This is a genomic window from Bacteroidota bacterium (assembly GCA_019637975.1).
Taxonomy (GTDB): Bacteria; Bacteroidota; Ignavibacteria; order UBA10030; family UBA6906; genus CAADGV01.
Genome location: JAHBUR010000032.1, coordinates 17,881 through 36,284, shown reverse-complemented (window position 1 = coordinate 36,284; position 18,404 = coordinate 17,881). Strand labels below are relative to the sequence as shown.

General features: G+C 50.5%; 16 protein-coding genes. 3 read left to right on the top strand and 13 right to left on the bottom strand.

What is annotated here, in order from left to right; translation table 11 throughout:
• Positions 1-36 precede the first annotated feature (36 nt).
• Complete coding sequence (locus KF749_15165) at positions 37-387, top strand: hypothetical protein (GenBank protein MBX2992491.1); 351 nt, start codon at positions 37-39, stop codon at positions 385-387.
• On the opposite strand, the gene KF749_15160 is transcribed toward KF749_15165, so the two are convergent.
• The 5 genes from KF749_15160 to mnmA form a co-directional block, all read right to left on the bottom strand.
• The gene (locus KF749_15160; protein ID MBX2992490.1) at positions 388-1,029 is read right to left on the bottom strand and encodes a GNAT family N-acetyltransferase; all 642 of its coding nucleotides are present in this window, start codon (positions 1,027-1,029) and stop codon (positions 388-390) included.
• The gene (locus KF749_15155) at positions 1,026-2,237 is read right to left on the bottom strand and encodes a glycosyltransferase family 39 protein (protein ID MBX2992489.1); all 1,212 of its coding nucleotides are present in this window, start codon (positions 2,235-2,237) and stop codon (positions 1,026-1,028) included. The genes KF749_15160 and KF749_15155 overlap by 4 nt, the downstream gene beginning before the upstream one ends.
• Positions 2,238-2,260: 23 nt before the next feature.
• Positions 2,261-2,494, bottom strand: coding sequence for a hypothetical protein (locus KF749_15150; protein MBX2992488.1), 234 nt, complete (start codon positions 2,492-2,494; stop codon positions 2,261-2,263).
• A 51-nt stretch (positions 2,495-2,545) separates the two neighbouring features.
• Positions 2,546-4,651 (bottom strand): fructose PTS transporter subunit IIA, encoded by a 2,106-nt coding sequence (locus KF749_15145; GenBank protein MBX2992487.1) that lies wholly within the window; start codon positions 4,649-4,651, stop codon positions 2,546-2,548.
• Positions 4,652-4,751: 100 nt separating this feature from the next.
• A complete protein-coding gene (gene mnmA / locus KF749_15140) occupies positions 4,752-5,858 on the bottom strand; it encodes a tRNA 2-thiouridine(34) synthase MnmA (protein MBX2992486.1) in 1,107 nt (368 codons plus the stop codon).
• Positions 5,859-6,121: 263 nt separating this feature from the next.
• Between mnmA and KF749_15135 the strand changes: the two genes are divergently transcribed.
• Positions 6,122-6,589 carry a response regulator gene (locus KF749_15135; GenBank protein MBX2992485.1) on the top strand — a complete coding sequence of 156 codons (468 nt, stop codon included), beginning with the start codon at positions 6,122-6,124 and terminating at the stop codon, positions 6,587-6,589.
• A 64-nt stretch (positions 6,590-6,653) separates the two neighbouring features.
• Here the strand turns inward: KF749_15135 and KF749_15130 are convergent, their stop codons facing one another.
• The 7 genes from KF749_15130 to KF749_15100 all read right to left on the bottom strand — a co-directional run bounded on the left by KF749_15130 (position 6,654) and on the right by KF749_15100 (position 15,308).
• Entirely contained in the window at positions 6,654-7,169 is a 516-nt protein-coding gene (locus KF749_15130) for a histidine phosphatase family protein (protein ID MBX2992484.1), read from the bottom strand.
• Positions 7,170-7,182: 13 nt separating this feature from the next.
• Positions 7,183-7,626 carry a hypothetical protein gene (locus tag KF749_15125; GenBank protein MBX2992483.1) on the bottom strand — a complete coding sequence of 148 codons (444 nt, stop codon included), beginning with the start codon at positions 7,624-7,626 and terminating at the stop codon, positions 7,183-7,185.
• 98 nt (positions 7,627-7,724) lie between these two features.
• Entirely contained in the window at positions 7,725-9,851 is a 2,127-nt protein-coding gene (locus tag KF749_15120; protein MBX2992482.1) for a S9 family peptidase, read from the bottom strand.
• Positions 9,852-9,977: 126 nt separating this feature from the next.
• Positions 9,978-10,700: a hypothetical protein gene (locus KF749_15115; protein ID MBX2992481.1), complete on the bottom strand. Its 723-nt coding sequence runs from the start codon at positions 10,698-10,700 to the stop codon at positions 9,978-9,980.
• An 11-nt stretch (positions 10,701-10,711) separates the two neighbouring features.
• The gene (locus KF749_15110; GenBank protein MBX2992480.1) at positions 10,712-12,199 is read right to left on the bottom strand and encodes a HAMP domain-containing protein; all 1,488 of its coding nucleotides are present in this window, start codon (positions 12,197-12,199) and stop codon (positions 10,712-10,714) included.
• Positions 12,200-12,434: 235 nt separating this feature from the next.
• Entirely contained in the window at positions 12,435-14,468 is a 2,034-nt protein-coding gene (locus tag KF749_15105; protein ID MBX2992479.1) for a helix-hairpin-helix domain-containing protein, read from the bottom strand.
• Between the two features lie 21 nt (positions 14,469-14,489).
• Complete coding sequence (locus KF749_15100; GenBank protein MBX2992478.1) at positions 14,490-15,308, bottom strand: hypothetical protein; 819 nt, start codon at positions 15,306-15,308, stop codon at positions 14,490-14,492.
• 198 nt (positions 15,309-15,506) lie between these two features.
• Between KF749_15100 and KF749_15095 the strand changes: the two genes are divergently transcribed.
• Entirely contained in the window at positions 15,507-16,322 is an 816-nt protein-coding gene (locus tag KF749_15095; GenBank protein ID MBX2992477.1) for a DUF4835 family protein, read from the top strand.
• 23 nt (positions 16,323-16,345) lie between these two features.
• On the opposite strand, the gene KF749_15090 is transcribed toward KF749_15095, so the two are convergent.
• On the bottom strand, positions 16,346-18,397 hold the full coding sequence (locus KF749_15090; protein ID MBX2992476.1) for a peptidylprolyl isomerase: 2,052 nt from the start codon (positions 18,395-18,397) through the stop codon (positions 16,346-16,348).
• Positions 18,398-18,404 lie beyond the last annotated feature (7 nt).

Genomic DNA, 18,404 nt, shown 5'->3' with positions numbered 1-18,404 from the left:
TCACATACACGCATTCATCATATAAGGAACTGCACAATGGACGGTCCGGAAATTCTCATTCCACTGGCTTTTTTCCTCACAATCGGAGGAATTTGGGGCTCAATTGTTCTCACCCGGCATAAGGAACGAATGTCAATGATCGAGAGAGGATTGAAAGCGGAAGAGATCAAGTCGTTGTACGAACGCAATGCGTTCAGGATAGATCCCCTGAGTTCTCTCAAGTGGGGAATGGTACTCGTTGGAGTCGGCTTGGCAATTATGCTTGGCATAGTGTTGAGTGAATCACTCTGGTTCAATGATGGCGTGTTTCCCGGCCTCATTGCAACGTTCGGTGGCGCCGGATTGATTTTCTTCTACTTCATCGTAAACAAGAGAGCCCGACAATAGTCACTCTTCAGGAGGCTTCCCGAAATCGGGAGGCTTCCTTTCAATCTTCCGAAAATCACCGGGAGTCATGCCGTAATACACTATGTCAAGCGGCAGGTGTCCGTCACTGTTCACGCGATCATTCCTCAACACTCCTTCGATCTTGAAACCTGAGCGTTCCGCCACTCTCTGGCTGCGAAGATTATCCACCGGGCACCTGATCTGCAACTTGTTCATCTGAAGCCTGTCAAAGGCAAAGGGCAGTATTGCGCACACAGCTTCTGTGATCATCCTTTGGCCCTCGAACTCCCTCACGACGAAATATCCAACATCACCTTTAGGAACCTGCCATGAAATGCACGCTATGAAGATTTCTCCTACATACGATTGCTGCTGCTTCTCCCAAATGGAGAAATGAAACGCCTCCCTCACATTCCAGAGTTGCCGGACTTGCTGCACAAAGGCCTCAACATCATTTTCCGACTGCGTCAGTTTTGCCCGAGAGAAGAACCCGTTCCTTAGTCTTTCCCTGTTCGCATCGAACACGGCCCTTATCACAGACACGTCGGTACTCTGGTAGCAACGAAGTTCAAGCCGTTGCGACTCCAGCTTTTGCGGAAGTGTTGCGTGAAGAGGACTGAATTCTTCAAAAAGCGAGATCATGTCTTTAAGCGACCGAAATATCGTGAAATAAGCGGTGCTGAAAGAATAACAAGAAGCGGAACGAGTGGCATCGAATATCTCCCCCAACCGACAATGAATCCGTGCACAATCGCATAGTAGGCGATAAGCAGCGCAAGGGGCAAGAGGGCTTTTCGCATTTTACTTTCACTCAGAACGAAAGAAACAATTCCTGCCAGCAACAGTGGTACTTGCAGTACACCAAAGAAAAACGATTTTGTAGCGGATTCACTCAAGTACCAAAATGTTGCGAAGTTTGCCGCAAATCTCCTCATCACTTTGCCGGGCGTGATGTTGTCTGAATCAAAACTCCTGCGTGTTAACAAGGCGTCCCCCTCGACGCTTTCCCACGCAAGTCCGTGCGGGGAGAGAATCGCATCCGCTCTCTCTTTCCCCTTTTCCCAGTAGTCGAGAATACCCATACCGGCCGAAGGCCAGTTCTCACCGATCACTGTACCCTGAAACAGGTTGAAACCTAACGACGTGTTGACCGCAACAAACTTGCCGCTGACTTCATAGTTGCGAATCGTCCACGGAAGAACAACGGCAAATGTTGCAACCAGAACTGCAATCCCGGTCTTGTACCCCTGTAACCCAAAGCGGCTCATCGTCAGAACTGCAATAATAACCGGAAACAGCAGTAGAATCGGCTTCACTAAACACGATAACCCGGTAAGCAAGCCCAACAGGATTCCCCTCCTGTACGTTGGGGACTCGAAGAAGAGAAGCAAGGTGTACGCAATCAACACAAGCAAACAGGTGTGTGTGGTTTCCACCCAGATTCGGGCGGTATACCACAACACAATCGGATGCAAAGCAAAGATCGATTGACAGACAATTGCCGTCTGCCGGTTTAGCAACCTCGCAACTATAGCAAAAACAACAACCGATGCCAGCCCGTGCAGAACAGCCTGATAGATCTGAACAGCAACAACCGAGTACCCGCCGGCAATAGCGAACAGACCGGCAACGATGAATGTGTACAACGGCGTTCGTTCAAGAACCGGTGAGCCATCTTTTTCATACACGAATCCGTCTCCGTTTGCGACACTAAGCGCAACTTCACCGAAGCGATCAGGGTCAGGATTCAGGTGATGAGATTCTGAGATGAACGGTATAAGAAGAAACGAAAACAACAAACTCGCTGCTCCGGCGAGCAGGGCTATCCTGAGTGGGGAGAGGAAGTGCATGAGGTTTTGTGTCCGGAAAGATGTTAGTCTCCGACCTGGGTCTGTGCCTGTCTTTTTGCCTCCAGTGCCCTACGTTCGTTTCGCGCAAGCTGAATGCGGAGAACAATCCGCACAAGAAACAAGCCGAGCGCAATGCTGAAAAACGGGATCGTGAGAGTATCCGGCACAATTCTAAACCACAACAAGGCAAGCATAATCAGCATAACCGGAATGCTGATGTAGCCGAACACAGCAACTGTTTTTGGGGTGATATTCATTTTTGGACAAATCGTTCGATGGAATATAGGAAACTCCATCGGAAATCACAATCACACATCATCAGCCCGATGGGCGAGTATGTCGAACACTTCATGAGGCTCGTTGGCGGTGTGAAGCTGTTCGATAATACCAGGGTTCTTCAGCATTTTGGCGAGCAAGGAAAGCGTGCGAAGGTACTCGTTCTGGTCGGGCGCAGTAATCATGAACACAAGGGAGACGGGTTTGCCATCCAAGGTTTCGTATACGATGGGCTCTGCAAGCCGCGCAATGATGACAACAATACGTTCAGCCGAACCCGAAAAAGCGTGCGGAATCGCAACGCCATTCTCGAACCCGGTGGAGCCGGCCTCTTCCCTTTCCCACAAACCCTTGAGAAATTCAGCTTTGTTCGAAACATATCCGAGCTTGAAAGCTCGCGCAGCCATCCGGGAAAACAACTCTTCCTTTGACCCAACTTCGACGTCAAGCAGAATCAGATCCTGCGCAAGATACCGCCCGAGATGAACCCGCTCTGCTTGACCGGAGGCGTAACTGACTGCGTACTGGGTTGCCCTGTGCATATCAACTGCAAAATTGCCAACGCCGATTTTCTGCGTAATTCCCAGCCGGTGCAGCACGATGCGCACTTCCTTTCTCAGCCCTGCAATAATAATCTTCTTCTTGTCCCTATTCAGCCGGTCAACAATCTCTTCAATGGCAACAGCACCTGTCGTATCGACAACGGGAACGCTTTCCATGTTGAGAATGATGATTCTGTAGTCGGATTCCTCCTCAATTTCCTTGACGAAGTTCCTTGCAGCTCCGAAGAACAATGGTCCTTCAATATCGTAGGCCACAATCTTATGTTTCCTTAGGGTTTCCTCCTGTTCGTTTGGCAGACGATCAGCGTGCTTTTCATCAAGCAAGTTGGTAACCCCGAGCTCACTCATACGGTAGACAAACAAGAAACCGGCAAGCGCAAATCCGACAAGTACCGCCGTAATGAGATCTGAGAGTACAGTAATAACCATTGTTGAAACCATAACAATCGCATCGGGGCGTGGAGTCTTGGGAAGCAGTTTCAAAGGACGCCACTCAAACATTCCAATGGCCGTCATCATCAGAACTCCCGCAAGAACGACAAGCGGAACGCTGGCAACAAAGGAAGCAAGCAAGAGCATCACCACAACCAACACAACAGCGTGCCACATACCCGACAATTTTGTTACGCCGCCGGCACGGATATTAACATTCGTGCGCACAATCGCCCCTGTTCCGGCGATTCCGCCGAACAAACCGGCAACGAAATTCCCGATACCCTGCCCGACAAGCTCTCGGTTACTGTTGTGGCGATCTCCCGTAACACTATCGGCAACGACCGAGGCAAGCAATGTCTCTAATGCCCCAAGGAGGGAAATGGTGAGGCCTGCCGGAAAAAGTCTCGACCACGTTTTCCAATCATTGTCAGGAAAACTCGGCAACGAAAACGAGCGGGGTATCTCGCCAATGACATTCAGCGTTGCCGCTACTGAGAATTCAAATGTGTGAGGATCGACTGCAAGCCTCATCCAATCCCAATTGGAGTACAAAAAGGAAGCCGTCACTGTTCCTGCAATCAATCCCAATAACGCTTTCGGTAGACCCTTAAAGATGTACGGCGAGGCAACAATAACGGCAATGGTGATCAATCCGATAACAGGCGCGCCGGCGAAGAGATTCAGTTGCTGAAGAAAAATAAGGATAGCGATGCCGTTGGTAAATCCCACAACAACGGGATAGGGAATGAATGAAATGAACCTGCCGGCCTTGATGAATCCGTACAACACTTGAAGCACACCGGCTATTAAACACGCGCCGAGCAAGGCGTCGGCCCCACCGTACTCTACATACAATTGCGTAAGGATCACCGTCATGCCGCCTGTGGGGCCGGTGATTTGCCGGGGAGTTCCTCCGAACAGTGACGCAAAGAATCCGGTAAAAATCGCGCCATACAATCCGGCCACAGCACCGCGCGGGTCACCGTTGTAAGCCAGAATACCGAAGCCCAGCGCAAGCGGCAATGCCACAATTGCAGACGTCAGTCCGCCAACCAGGTCTCCTTTGATATGTGTGAAATCAAATTTGAGAATTTCCGGGAATCGAAATTCCTTAATGTACTCCCTAATCGAATTGTTCATTGTGTGGAATATTGAGGAAAAGAAAAGGTCACCCCCCATCCGGTGACCTCATTCAGACGGCATGTCTCAGTTCCTTGAAACAAGCTCTGCGTTTCAATTGTTACGTGATAGCAGCATCGATGATACCTCCACCGACGATATCATCCTGCTCGTAGAACACAACCGACTGCCCCGGTGTAATGGCGCGACGTTTCTCATCGAACATCACTTCGACAGTTCCGTCGTCGGTTTGTTTGATGGTTGCGTCACCTCCCGGGTCTTTGTAACGGATTTTGGCATGCACGTTCAGCGGCTGCGTGCACTCTGCATACTTCTGCATGTTGACACTGCGGGCAATCAAGCCGCGTGCGTACAATTTGTCTTCCCGCCCCACCCCAATTCGATTCGTCGCAGCGTCGATCGACGTCACGTATAACGGTTCCGGCCGCGCTATGCCGATACCCTTTCGCTGGCCAATCGTATAGAAAGGAAATCCGCGATGCCTGCCCACTACTTCTCCATCAAGTATGATCTCGCCATCGGAAACCTGCTCCTCAAGTTGAGGGACCCGTTCCTTGAGAAAGCGTTCGTAATTGTTATCAGGAATAAAGCAGATTTCGTAGCTCTCCCCTTTCCGCATGTTCGGGAGGCCGAATTTCTCGCCGAGCGCTCGAGACTCCGGCTTTGTTAGATCGGCCAATGGAAACAGCGTTTTGCTGAGGGACTCCTGCGTCAATCCCCACAGTGCGTATGATTGGTCCTTCGACTCGTCGCGCCCACGCGAGACAAAGTAGCGTCCTGTCGTCTCGTTATACTTTACCTTCGCGTAGTGCCCCGTCGCGATATACTCTGCACCGAGAGCATCGGATTTACGAATCAACTCCTCCCACTTAATTTTGCGATTGCAGATAACGCACGGGTTGGGTGTCCGGCCGTTCAGGTACTCGTCAACGAAATTGTCGATTACCTCAGCGCCAAACCGCTCGCTGAAATCGAGAACATAGTGCGGGAAACCCAGCTTTGTTGCGACGCTTCGGGCATCGTTAATGCCGTCTAGTGAGCAGCAACTGCTGTCGCTGCCGACATTCCCGCCAACGTCTTCGTATCTGTACGTCTTGATTGTTATCCCAATAAGCTCGTATCCCTGCTCCGAGAGAATCCCGGCCACAACGGATGAATCCACCCCTCCGCTCATCGCGACAACAACTTTCTTCTTCTCGTCAGCCATTTCCCTACTTTTTAAAAAACCGCTGTTTTCACAGTTTTTAAGATAACGAAAAACACAACTTCAAACAATCGTGTCTCGTTGCGGCTTTCCGAAGCCTGGAATAGATCATTCTGTTTATGCCGGGTAGTACCTCCATAAGGCGAGCCGGAAACCCTTGTCACCAGTCACCGGTTATGTCAATGTCCCTTGATATTGCTATTTTTTTTGTTTCATCGTCCGATACTCTTTATGTCATAACATCAAAGGAATCCATTGAGGCAGCTATGAATCTGCTTGTAGTAGATGACGATTCTGTCATACGAATGTTGCTGAGAACAATGCTCACCTCCGAAGGCCACCAGGTTGTCACTGCTGCCGACGGAGAAGACGCTCTTAAGAAGATGAACGAATCATCGTTCGACTTGCTCATCACAGATGTTTACATGCCGCGTATGGACGGCATCCGTTTACGCAACGCTGTGCGCGAAACCCCGGGCAAGCAAAACATGCCCGTACTCTTTATCTCCGGCTATAATGACAAACTAACCACTGAGGCTGCAAAAGACCCGAAGCGTGAGGGCTTCTTCAAAAAAGGAAGACCCCTGACTGAATTGATAGCATGGGTCAAATTCCTGACAACACCGGAAGACAAGAGAGGACTTGCCCCCCCGAGTGTCGAGGGGGTACCGGCATCGCATCACCAGTTGCAGAGCGATGCACGACGAAATGTGAGTCGAACGGCGCGCTACTAGTTCTCTTCTTCAACAAAGTCCCTGTGCGGCTCGTCCCCAAAGCCGACAGGGATTTTGCTTTATCTCAAGAAGGGGGCCCGTATTTCAGGTGTACCATCGTCGAGCGGAACCGAAACACCGTCACCACAAAAATATCATCAAAGTCTGATGTGTCGATTGCAGGAGGAGAGGAAATTCCCAACTTTGCAATAATTTTCGGGACAGTATCGGAATGCCCTACAATCAAAATTGCATCTCCTCGTTGTGCCTTCACGGAATCTGCAAAGCCGCGAATGTTATTCGCAGCAATGTGTGAGGGACGAATGTTGAACAGCGAGGCGGTGGCGGTAGCGGTTTGGAGAGTCCTGTGTTTTTCAGAAACGAAAATTCTCTTCAGCGGATAGGAATGCAGCGTGTGGGCCAACTGTTCAGCTCTTTCCAGCCCCGCCTCTGAAATTGAGGTAGTATCCGTATCGTTCAAACGCTCGGCATGTCGAACAAGAATAACCGTTGTTGCAGGACTGTACCAAACATACCACGCCATGAAGCAGACAAACAGCGGGAATACGAGGATAAGAAAAAGGGGTAAACGATTGGTCACATATTCTCCATAGTCAGTATGAGCCGTACAGGTCATGAAATATTTGAATTATCTTTGTTCGTGTCGGGAATGTTAGAACGATGAGGCCGGCGAGTATCGCTGTCGAGGCTACATTCCACCAATAAATCGGGTGCACGTGCAGCGTCCCGTTCATTGCCGCCAACATACAAACCACCAGTCCCATAAAGGCCGCACCTTCGTAAAGCGCCAGCCGGACAATCTGGGCAGTTCTCACTCTGGAAAGGAAGGCAGAAACTCGATCGGCGTCCGGATTCACATCTGTTTCTGACCCGGCTATTTGACGCTTGTACAGAAGCATCGCCAGAGAATATGCGCCAAAGGCATAGATGGCATGGATAGAGCTTAACGTGTCCAGCAAGGACACATCGCCGTAAACATCAGGAATAGCCCCGGCATAGAGGACGATAGTTACTGTGAGAAAAGCCAATGCTCCCATGAGCATAGCGAGGTGAATCACTTGAGACGCAAACAGATATTCATGAGTTAGCGATCTTTCGAGTTCGGTCAATGGAGGACGATGGAGAGGTCCGTCATTCAAGGCCATTGCGGATTCACGTTCAGATTGTACAGGAGAAATGAATAGGCATCTGAAGTCGCTGCTATTTGCTTCGTCGTATTGCTGGCACCGTGACCGGATTTTGTTTCAACACGAATGAGAACAGGATTATTGCCACGATGCTTCTCCTGCAGCGTTGCGGCGAACTTGTAAGAATGTGCGGGAACTACCCGATCGTCGCGGTTGGCTGTTGTTACAAGCGTCGCGGGATAACTCACGCCGTCACGCAAATTGTGTAGGGGTGAGTATCTGTACAGGGCGTGAAACTGAACGGAATCCTCACTGCTGCCGTAGTCGGGTTTCCAGTTCCAGCCGATGGTAAATGTATGATACCGCAGCATATCCATAACGCCGACTGCAGGAAGTGCGACCTTGAATAAATCAGGCCGTTGGCACATTACGGCACCGACAAGCAGGCCTCCGTTACTGCCGCCTTGCATAGCAAGCTTCTCCGTTGAGGTGTACTTGTTCGCTATCAGCCATTCCCCGGCAGCAATAAAATCATCAAACACATTCTGCTTGTTGAGAACAGTCCCCGCCTGATGCCAGGATTTGCCATACTCCCCACCACCGCGCAGGTTCACGACGCAATACACGACCCCCTGTTCAAGCAATGCTATCACCAGAGAGTTGAATGCCGGCCGTTGACTGATATTGAAACCGCCGTAACCGTACAGCAGTGTCGGGTTGTTGCCATCAAGTTCCATGCCCTTTTTGCGGGTAATGAACATGGGTACCCGGGTTCCGTCCTTGCTGGGGAAAAACACTTGCCTGGTTTCAAAGTCCTCTGGCACAAACGACACTTCCGACTGGCGGAAAAGCTCGGCCTGCTCCTTCCCGATATCAAACTTGTAGATTGACGTCGGGAATGTGAACGATGTGAACGTGTAGAAGATGATATTATCATCCCGCCGTCCGCCCGAAAAACTGACTGTGCCAAGTGTCGGTAAGCGCAGTTCATGGTCCAACTTCCCGTCCAGCGAATACACGTACGCACGATGGCTCACATCTTTCAGATATGTTACGAGGAGTTTTCCACCAGCCACCGTGACACCCTCAAGCAAATGGTCTTTCTCCGGAAGAATTACTTCCCAATGTTTTTGTTCGGGTTTCGCCGGATCAATCAACACAACCAGTTCGTTCGGTGCCCCTGTATTCGTCTTGACAAGCAACTTGCTGTCGATGTTGTCGATAACTCGAATCGAGTTCTCGAATTGATGCACAAGAGGCTTGAAGGACTTTTCCCCCTTCTTCAAATCTCTCACGAAAACCGCGTTCCCGTTCCTTCCCCGGCCGCGATCAGAAATGGAGAGAATCGCAAAGCGGCCATCTTCTGTCACCGATACGCCGTGAAACCGAAGGGGGTTGTTTCTATCCTCAAATACGAGGATATCATCCTGTTGAAGTGTCCCGATTCTGTGATAGTACACTTTGTGGTTTTCGTTCTTCGCGGAAAGCGCCTTCAATGTGTCAGCGGGCGGGTCGTATTTGCTGTAGAAGAATCCATCTTCATGCCAGGCAGCGCCTGAGAACTTAGCCCACTGTATATGATCCGGCAAAAGCGTGCGACTCCCGACTTCCATAATAAAGAACTCGCGCCAATCCGATCCGCCGCGTGAGATGCTGTATGCAAGATACTTTCCGTCTCTCGACAGATCGAGGGATGCCAGCTTGATGGTGCCATCTTCAGACCATGTATTCGGGTCGAGAAGGACGGTTGGCATGCCACTGAGGCCTTCCTGGATGTAGTACACCGCCTGGTTTTGAAGTCCATCGTTCTTCGAAAAAACATAATACTTCCCTTTTCGTACAGGGGTCGAGTATTTTGGATAATTGAAAATTTGTTCGAGTCGATTTTTCAACTTCTCGCGGAAAGGAATTCGGGAAAGATACTCGAAGGTCACCTCGTTTTGCCGTGCTACCCACCCGGCGACTGCCTGCGACGTGTCGTCTTCAAGCCATCTGTAGGGGTCGGGAACCTTTACCCCGAAGTAGGAATCCGTCACATCACCTTTCTCTGACGGAGGATATTGCAGGGGCTGGGCAAAACTACCTGCTGCCAATACGGACAGTACGGCAACGAAGACGTATCGAAAATGTATCATAGAAGTCACTGAGATTGTTATAAAAGCAGTAAACAGAAGTGATGAGTGCCGGCGAGGAGATGGCGTTCCGCGATGATGCGCACGGCGCAACGCCACGGACATTTCAATCCACCGAAAATCTTAACGCTATCGTTTGGAGCGACGCTGTAATGCCCGCAAGTCAATCTCACGCAACTTGCGGAGTTGTTCGTTCGATTGCTCGACGTTCTTACGTTCTTGTTGGGAGTCTGTTGCTTCAGCCAGCCGTTGGAGTGTTGTGCTGCTGGCTGCAAGTGAGTCCCTTCTCGTGACAGTCGGATTCTTTTGGAATTCGAGGAGGATATGGAGATCCGTATCCGTTTGTTCCAGATCCGACCGTAGTTCAGCAATTCTCTTCGATTGTGCTGCGATCTCTGCTGCTTGAATGCGGGAAAGTTGCGAGAGGCTATCAAGAACATCGGCACGGCGCGAATCGGTGGTATTGGCCTTCAACCTCTCGCGCACAAGTGAGGAGATGATTACCGATCTTGAACGTTCGCCGCGTTGCAGCCACGGTATCTCAAGATGCTTCTTAAACCAGTAGAGGGCAATGCTGTCGTTTCGTGCGGTGTTAAAAGGGTTGATATACAAATGACCGAGGTTGCGAACTGCTTCAGCATAGTACACGCTATTCGGATACAACTCTACAACCATCTTGTAGACAAGGGAAGCGCCTTGGAAGGCTCCCGCCGTCTCAAGACTGTCGGCAAAAGAGAGATGATATTCCGCCTTGGTTTCGCGTTCGGAAACATTCTTCGCGCTTTGTGCCTGTGCAACACTTGCGAAGCACAAAAGGGAGGTGACTACAGTCCACGCCAGATTTTTTTTCATACAACCTCCGCTCAATTGACGGACTGCTGCATCGCGGCAAAGGCAGGCATCACCGGTTCCTTCACTGCGGGCAATTCCACTGTAAACCGGGTTCCTTCACCAACCGCGCTTTCAGCAAACACCCGACCGCCGTGTGCTTCAACAAGCGCTTTGACCAAGGCAAGCCCGACGCCCGTTCCGCGGCTGCTCGCTTTGTCCGAATTTTTCGCCTGATAGAATTTTGTGAACACGTTCGGCAAGTCTTCCGGTGCAATTCCAATACCGGAGTCTGTTACCGACACTCGCACGCCGAATTTTGATTGTCCGACATCAATCTGGATTCTGCCGTTCTCCGGCGTGTACTTTATTGCATTGCTCAGCAAATTGCTGTACACCTGCGAAAGCTTGTCAACATCGGCCTTTACTTTCGGGATCGGAGTCGCGTTGACAGTTACGGCAATGTTTTTGCGTGTGGCAATAAGCTTTGCTTCCTCGATCACCGGCAGCATGACAGTGAGGAGATCTGCCGGCGCAAAACTGTACTGCATGGCGCCGGATTCGATCTTCGAAATATCCAGAAACTGATGGCTAAACGATGTAATCTTGTTGATCCCTTCCCTCAAAAACGAAGTCAAACGCAATTGTTCCGAATTCAATGTTCCGTATCGTTGATCGGCCAAGAGGTTCAGTGCGGACGTCATCGCTTGAAGCGGAGTGCGAAGCTCGTGCGAAATGTGATGCATCATCTCGGTTTTCATACGGTCGGTGGAGTGCAACTTGGAACTCATCTCGTTCATCGCGCTTGCCAGGAGCGACATTTCATCTCTTGTAGAAACGGTGATCGGGGCGAATTTGCCGGCTGCAATCTTCTCCGTTCCGTCAATCAGCACGGAAAGCGGCTTGGTAATCGTGCGGGCAATAAACACCGCCGCGCCAACGGCGATCAGCAGCGTACATACTGAAAGAACATACGCAACGTTTGTTGACTTGGACATCCGGTGGCTTGCTTCCCATATCGATTGCTTTACTGCCGATTCGTGTATTTCAATGAAGCCGCGAATCTCAGAGAGTAACACATCAAGGCTGTCACTGCGGGCGGCATCGTCAAATGCCGGATCATTGTTTTTTCGTCCGATGCCGAACGTTGCGCGTCTTGTCGCGTCCGCAAACCAAGCGTGACTTTCACGTATTCGGTCCAGAATTGCCCGGGTTTTTGGAGTAAGGCGTGTGGAGGCAAGAGAATCAATCAGCCGGTCGAAAACTTTGCTTTGCTCTTCAAACCCTTTGTAGTATTCCGCATCATGAAATGCAACGGCCTTTGCGGCATAGGGCTCTTCCACATACAGCACTTCCTGCATCTGCTTTGCAAAGTCAATTCCCGGCACATCGTAGGAGAACGCTTCTGTGGTCACCTTCGTGACTTTGTTCATCTGAAGGAGAACATAGAAATTGGTAACAATCATCAGGAAGATGACTATACCAAATCCTACCAACATCTTGTGGTAGATCGTAAGCTTCATTTGAGATTCTTCCTCTCTAAGAAGGAACTCGTTACTTCGACTCCTCCGCAAATTTAGACAGACAATTCGTCATAAGCAAGAAGATCGGTAAACAGTTGGAGCATTCTTCTAAACTTTCACGTCAGAAATACGTCATTCAACGTAGCAACCATCATCAAATTAGCCAAAACCATTCTCTTTTTGAGCAATCCATGTCAGCAAGCACAACCCGTCCGGAACCAAGCCGGTAGAACCTTCAATCCAAGTTCACTTCCATTTGAACACTGATTCTGTTGTCCAAGTTTCCATCGATCTCCGTCAACCCTGAGCCTATTGTCTTAACACCCTCCTTTTGCGTTTCCGAATATTTCGCGGAGAGACGGATTTCGGGGAGAATATTCCATCGCAACAGAACATACCATCTCCTCCCTTTTCCGAACATTGCAGGATTTGAGAAAACGCCTCGCAAGTCGCTTTCATACTCGTAGAGCCGCGAATCGTAAGAGTCGGTGTGAAAGAAGATAAGCCTTGCCTCCACCACGAGAGCAGGATGTGGCAGATATTGTATGTCCTGGAAAAATAGCCATCCGCGCTGATCCCGGTTGACGAAGGCGTAGTCCACAATGGTCCCTTCAACTCTCCCTCTCAGTCGCATTTGCTTGGTTGCCTGAAACGAAGCAGTCATGCGAACCTTCTGCTGTTGACGGTTGACAAGAAGTCGTGTTTCGCGGAGAAACTCGTCAACCGAAGCCTGGCTGCTTTCCGTGGTTTTGCCTCTGTAGCGGAGGGAGAGTGACAACCGGTTCAATGGTTTTACATTTGCTTGCACGAAAATATCCCTTCCACTCCCAGGCAGCGGGTTATCGAAAGTTCTCCATGGAGACTTGAAATGGTCGATGAATCCCGAGACATGAAAAGAGGGCGTGACACGAATTTCAGCACCGACATAAAAGCCCCGTTCATTTTTGGTGTCGCTTCGTTCACCGAACCCGGAGGCATGCAACGATTGAAATCGGGGTGAATAATCCCGATAGATCAACGCGAGACGGCTGCCGCGGGTCAAATTCACAATTGAGCCGACAATTCCTGCTGATGCAGAGAACTGTGACCGGGCGAATTCGCCAAACAACGTTATCTGGGAAAGATCCGGCGCAAGCCATCCCAGATGCATTTCTGCATCAACCCCGAAAACAGATGCGGAGGTACCCTCAAACTCAAACAACCGGTTGGCAACAACTGGCTTGCTGAATGATGAATGATACGCTGTCGTACCGACGGCGAACATCTCATCCGTGCTGAATCTCAATCGTCCTCCGATTATGCGTTCATCAACATTCGACTTTCTGCGGAGCTCGTTGTCAGTACGAAACAGGCCATCCCGGTAGAAGCTCGAAACCGCAACATCGTCGCCGCTTGCACTCAGCGCACGACGCGAGTAGAAAGCCGTCATATTCAGCTTATCCTCTCCTATTTCCACTCCCGATGAAACAGCAACGCCGCGCAAAAAATTGAATTCATCAGTAGAACGGTACGGCTGCACAGCCGCTCCCGACTTCTTGATTACCGAAACAGCTTCGCTCCCCTTGCCGAATGCGCTCGCACGCCAGAGAACCAAGCCCTGCCCCGCCTCAACGATGTAGTCACCAATGATTGCTTGAGAGACAAACGACATGTCTCTAAAGGCCAGATGTCCGGATATGAATCCGCTGCCTGTTTCTTCCCCTGCATCCTTCTCGAACAATACGCCGACTTGAAGATTGTCGGACTGACGCACAGAAAGGCGGGAATAACTTTTCAAAGGCGAACCGGCAAAGCTGCCATTTTGAAACCCTCTTCGTTGCTGCACATCCCGCACTACGCGTGAGCGCAGCCTTGAAGAGAATCCCCTGCCCGCATTACTTTCGGTTTCAGCAACGAAAACATACTTTCGAATTCGTGACAGTAGTTCCTGGCCCCCTTCAACCAAGCCAATTAGCTCAACAGACATGAAGCGTTTGAGCTTGCCTCTCAGATTCACAATTCTCTCGATTTCGTCCGGGTTCAGCAGCGGAATGGAGGCAAGTTCTTCTCTGCTTGCGGTATTCAGATCGAGCGGATGTTCTTGCAGCCACTCGAGGCGGTCCAGAAGTTCGGAGTTTTCCGCTTCCGTCTCAATCTGTTCCAACAATTCCTCAGCATCTATCCCGGAATAGATGCCCAGAGAATCCTGCAACACTTGAGCACTTAACGGTGATGCAATTCCTCCTGCACAAAGAAAAACCGCCGAGAAAACGCAGCGTGTAAGGGACATGGGGTTCTCTCCTCGCAATGTTCACAGGTCACCCAACTCCAATGAGACAGAAAATTGATGAGTCACCCCCAACTCACTGTGGGAAGAAAAAGCATAGTCAAGCCGTGCAAATGCATACGAGATGCCTACTCCGGCGTTGAATGTATTCGGATCACTGGTTGTGCCCGCCCGAAGTGCAAGGACATCAATGAAGGTATACTCCACACCAAGATGCAGTTCGGCTGCATAGCGAATATCCTTGACAATGCTGGCGGCAATTACCGCATTGCTCACAGGTTCAAATGCAACTCCTGTCGAGAATATTTGCGGGAGTTTTTCTTTCGTCGCGCCGATTGCCGGCGCATTTACGTTGAATGCGGAGAATCCCCACCGCAGTTCGTCGGAAATCTCCACTTTCAAGCCAACGTCAAGTCCAAACGAGGAAGCACTTCCGTAGTTTTGAATGCCGAGGGAGTAATAATTCAGAGTAAGGCCGCCGCTGACAATTTCGGCCAGGTCGGCCGCATATGAAAGCGCAAGACGCGTTTCCTTGTACAGCTCGAAGCCGAATCGTGATGCAGAGAGGCTGAATGTACCCGCGGAGGTCGGCTCGATGAAACTTACGGCGGCCCGAGCCAACTCGCTGAGTTGAAACGGCTGGGGTGCATACGACAACGATACCATTCGTTCATCGCACGTGCGAAGCAGGGCGGGATTGACAAAGGCCGACCACTCATTTCCGGCAAGGGCAACCAGGGCGTTGCCCATCGCCGCCGAACGGCCTCCATGAGGAAGGTGTTCAAAGGCCGCGTTGCCAACCGTTGAACAGAAGAGAAACAGTATTGCTGTAGGTATTTTCACGATTCCCTCCGGGTATATTGTTGAACGGATTCTGGAGCATCATGCAAAACTGTCCTTGAACAGGGTTCGAGAAACGATTATATTGATTGCAGGTTCAACTGACGTGAAGGTTTGTCGATGCGCTATGTAAATTTCATCACCGGTATTCTCTTGCTTTCGCTTTTCTCGCCCCAACTCCGCGGACAGGAGTTGGATTGTATGGTCAGAGTCAATTATGAAGGCATCCCGACAGCCAACAAAGATCTGTTGATGAATTTCGAGTCGGAAGTTCGAGAGTACGTCAACAATTACCGGTGGGGAACCGACAATCTTGACGAACGGATTTCATGCACATTCGATATCAATATCCAGAGCGTTGTCGGACAGGATCGGTATTCTGCCCAGGTGTTCATTGGAAGCTCACGCCCTATCTATAACGGCACGCAAAACAGCGCGGTACTCCGGCTGTTTGATGACGCGTGGGAGTTTACGTACGTCAGAGGCCGCCCGATCAATCACAGTCCGTATTCGTTCAACGATCTTGCGAGTTTCCTGGATTTCTACGCTTACTTGATTCTTGGATTCGATTATGACACATGGGATAATCTAAACGGAACACCGTTCTTTCAGAAGGCGGCAGATATTGTGAACCTCGCCCGCGCCACCGGCGGCAGGGGATGGCAACAGGCGAAGAGCGGCTACAGTCGTTTGCAGTTGATTGAAGAGATTATGAATTCGAAATTCGCCCCGGTTCGGGCAGCTTCCTTCAGGTATCATTTTACGGGACTTGATTCGATGGCGACATCGCGCAACAGGGCATTCCAGAACATTATCGACGCGATCTTTATGATTGATGATGTGAAACGAACTGCCGATCCGCGCAATCAGCTCATCAAAATCTTCTTCGACACAAAATTCCGAGAAATAGCCGAACTGTTTCTCGATTATTCCGATCCCAACATCTATCTGAATTTCGCTCAAATCGATCCGTCTCATCAGACAATTTACGATGAATACATGAGGAGAAGAAGATAGCCGTACCCCTCCTGTTATAGCCGTCATTCCGCAAATCGCATTTCCTCGATGCGATCGCCCACCTCAATCGCATCCACAACATCCATCCCTGCTGTCACTTTGCCGAAGATCGTGTACCGCCCGTCAAGGTGAGGAGTGTTACAATGCGTCACAAACCACTGACATCCTTCCGTGTCCTTCCCCGAGCTCGCAACTCCTACCGTTCCCCGTCCAAAATACTCGAACCCGAACTCCGACCGGATTGCGTAGCCTGGTCCGCCCCACCCGTCACCGCGAGGATCTCCGCCTTGGATAACAAAATTCGGGACTACACGATGAAACAGCAGACCGTCAAAAAAGCCTCGCTTGATGAGCAAACCAAAATTGATAGACGTAAAAGGGGCTTCATCGGGCAACATGTTGAATGTGAACATCCCTTTCGAAGTCTTCACGCGAACAGCGGGGTTCTTTCGGATCTGATTCCACATCTCCCAATCGTGATTTGTGTAGACGGGCATTGTATGAGCTTTGAGAAAGTGCGCGTATGACTTGCCCGTTATCCTCAGCAACGATTTGGCCGCCTCAACTGCAATGTGCCGGTCGGGATTGTTCAGCTCGGATTCCAAAGGCGCAATCGCATGTGAGGACTTCACTGCGCCCGAAGCCTGAATCACTGCAAGGATGGCATCGGCATCATCGGGGACTTTAAGCCGTCGGAGTGTTTCAACAAGTGCCGGACCGGATCGTGCATCGAAGAACACAGGGCGTGCAAGCGCACTTGCCGCAGCTGCAACGACAGAGACGTCTCTTGATTGCAAAGAGGTGAGAAAAACAGGAATGGCTGTTCGTACCCATTCCGAATCGCGTTGCGATGCTCCAGCAAGAATCTGAATTGCCTCGAGGGCTTCCCTTTGGAGTCCAGGGTCTGTTCCTTTCGCAAAGTTGATCAAGGCAGACAGCGCATCGGGGTCGGGCGTGTGAGCAAGCGCGGGCACATACTGCCTTTCTGTAAGTTGACCCGTTCTGAACTTATCAGCGAGAATCGGAAAAGCATCGGCGCCGAGGAATTTGGCAAGCCCGATGGATGCTTCTCTTCTCTGTCGGGATGAGTATTGTCGATCGAAGAGAATTTCAACAAGCGTCTTTCTGCACGCCGCCGAAAAAGGAGAACGCCGAATCTCCATCTCCCCCAAGGAAGATATGGCAGTGAGCGAAATATGCTCGGAAGAATCTGCCGCACTCTGAAACAACAACGGCAGTATTCGCGTATGGAACGACGTATCCATCCTGGCAATCGCTTTTACAGCATTCACCCTCACCCGCCAGTCCGGATCGGATGTCACCAGCGAAACCAGCGCATTGACTGCTTTTGTCGAAGTTGAACACTTGCCAAGTGCCAACGCAGCGAACATTCTGACATCGGCACTTTGATGGGATGCCGCTGAGACAATCTGATCGGCGTGGTGAGCCACAAGACTTGCATCGTTGATCCGCATGAAAGCGTAGGCAGCTTTCCATTCATCGCCGCTCCGGATTGTGGCAAGAATATCTGCTGCAAAGGCTGTTGCGGTCTTGCTGACGATATTACGATACGCATATCGCCCGACCGACAGGGCCGTTTCACATTTCAGGCTGAGTGCCTGAAAATTCATCCCTGATGCCACAACCACATTCAAGCTGTGCTCATCGCCGACTTTTCCCAGCGCCTCGACAAGCCTGATCAGTGTTTCGATTCCCCGCTCGAACCCGAGTCGTGCCAGAAGAGCCCTGGAAACGAAAGTCCGTTGAACAGTATCGAGAACGTAGTTGTATTGCCCGAGCGCGAACGCAGCCGCCGTACGCACCGAACTGTTGCTATCCGCCAGAAGTTTGGAAAGGAGCAAAATGTGGGAGGTATCCTGGACAGAACCGCAGACAAATGCCGCAAACGCCCGTACGTCAGGATCATTGTCGGTAAGAAGGCGTGAAATCGAATCTACATTGCGGGTATCTTGTGCAACCCGAATTTGTTGTCTTACTTCTTCGGGCGAATTCTGGCACAACAGCGATGATGTTGCGGCAGCGAGGAGAAAGATCAGTACAACTATTGGTTTCATCAGTCTA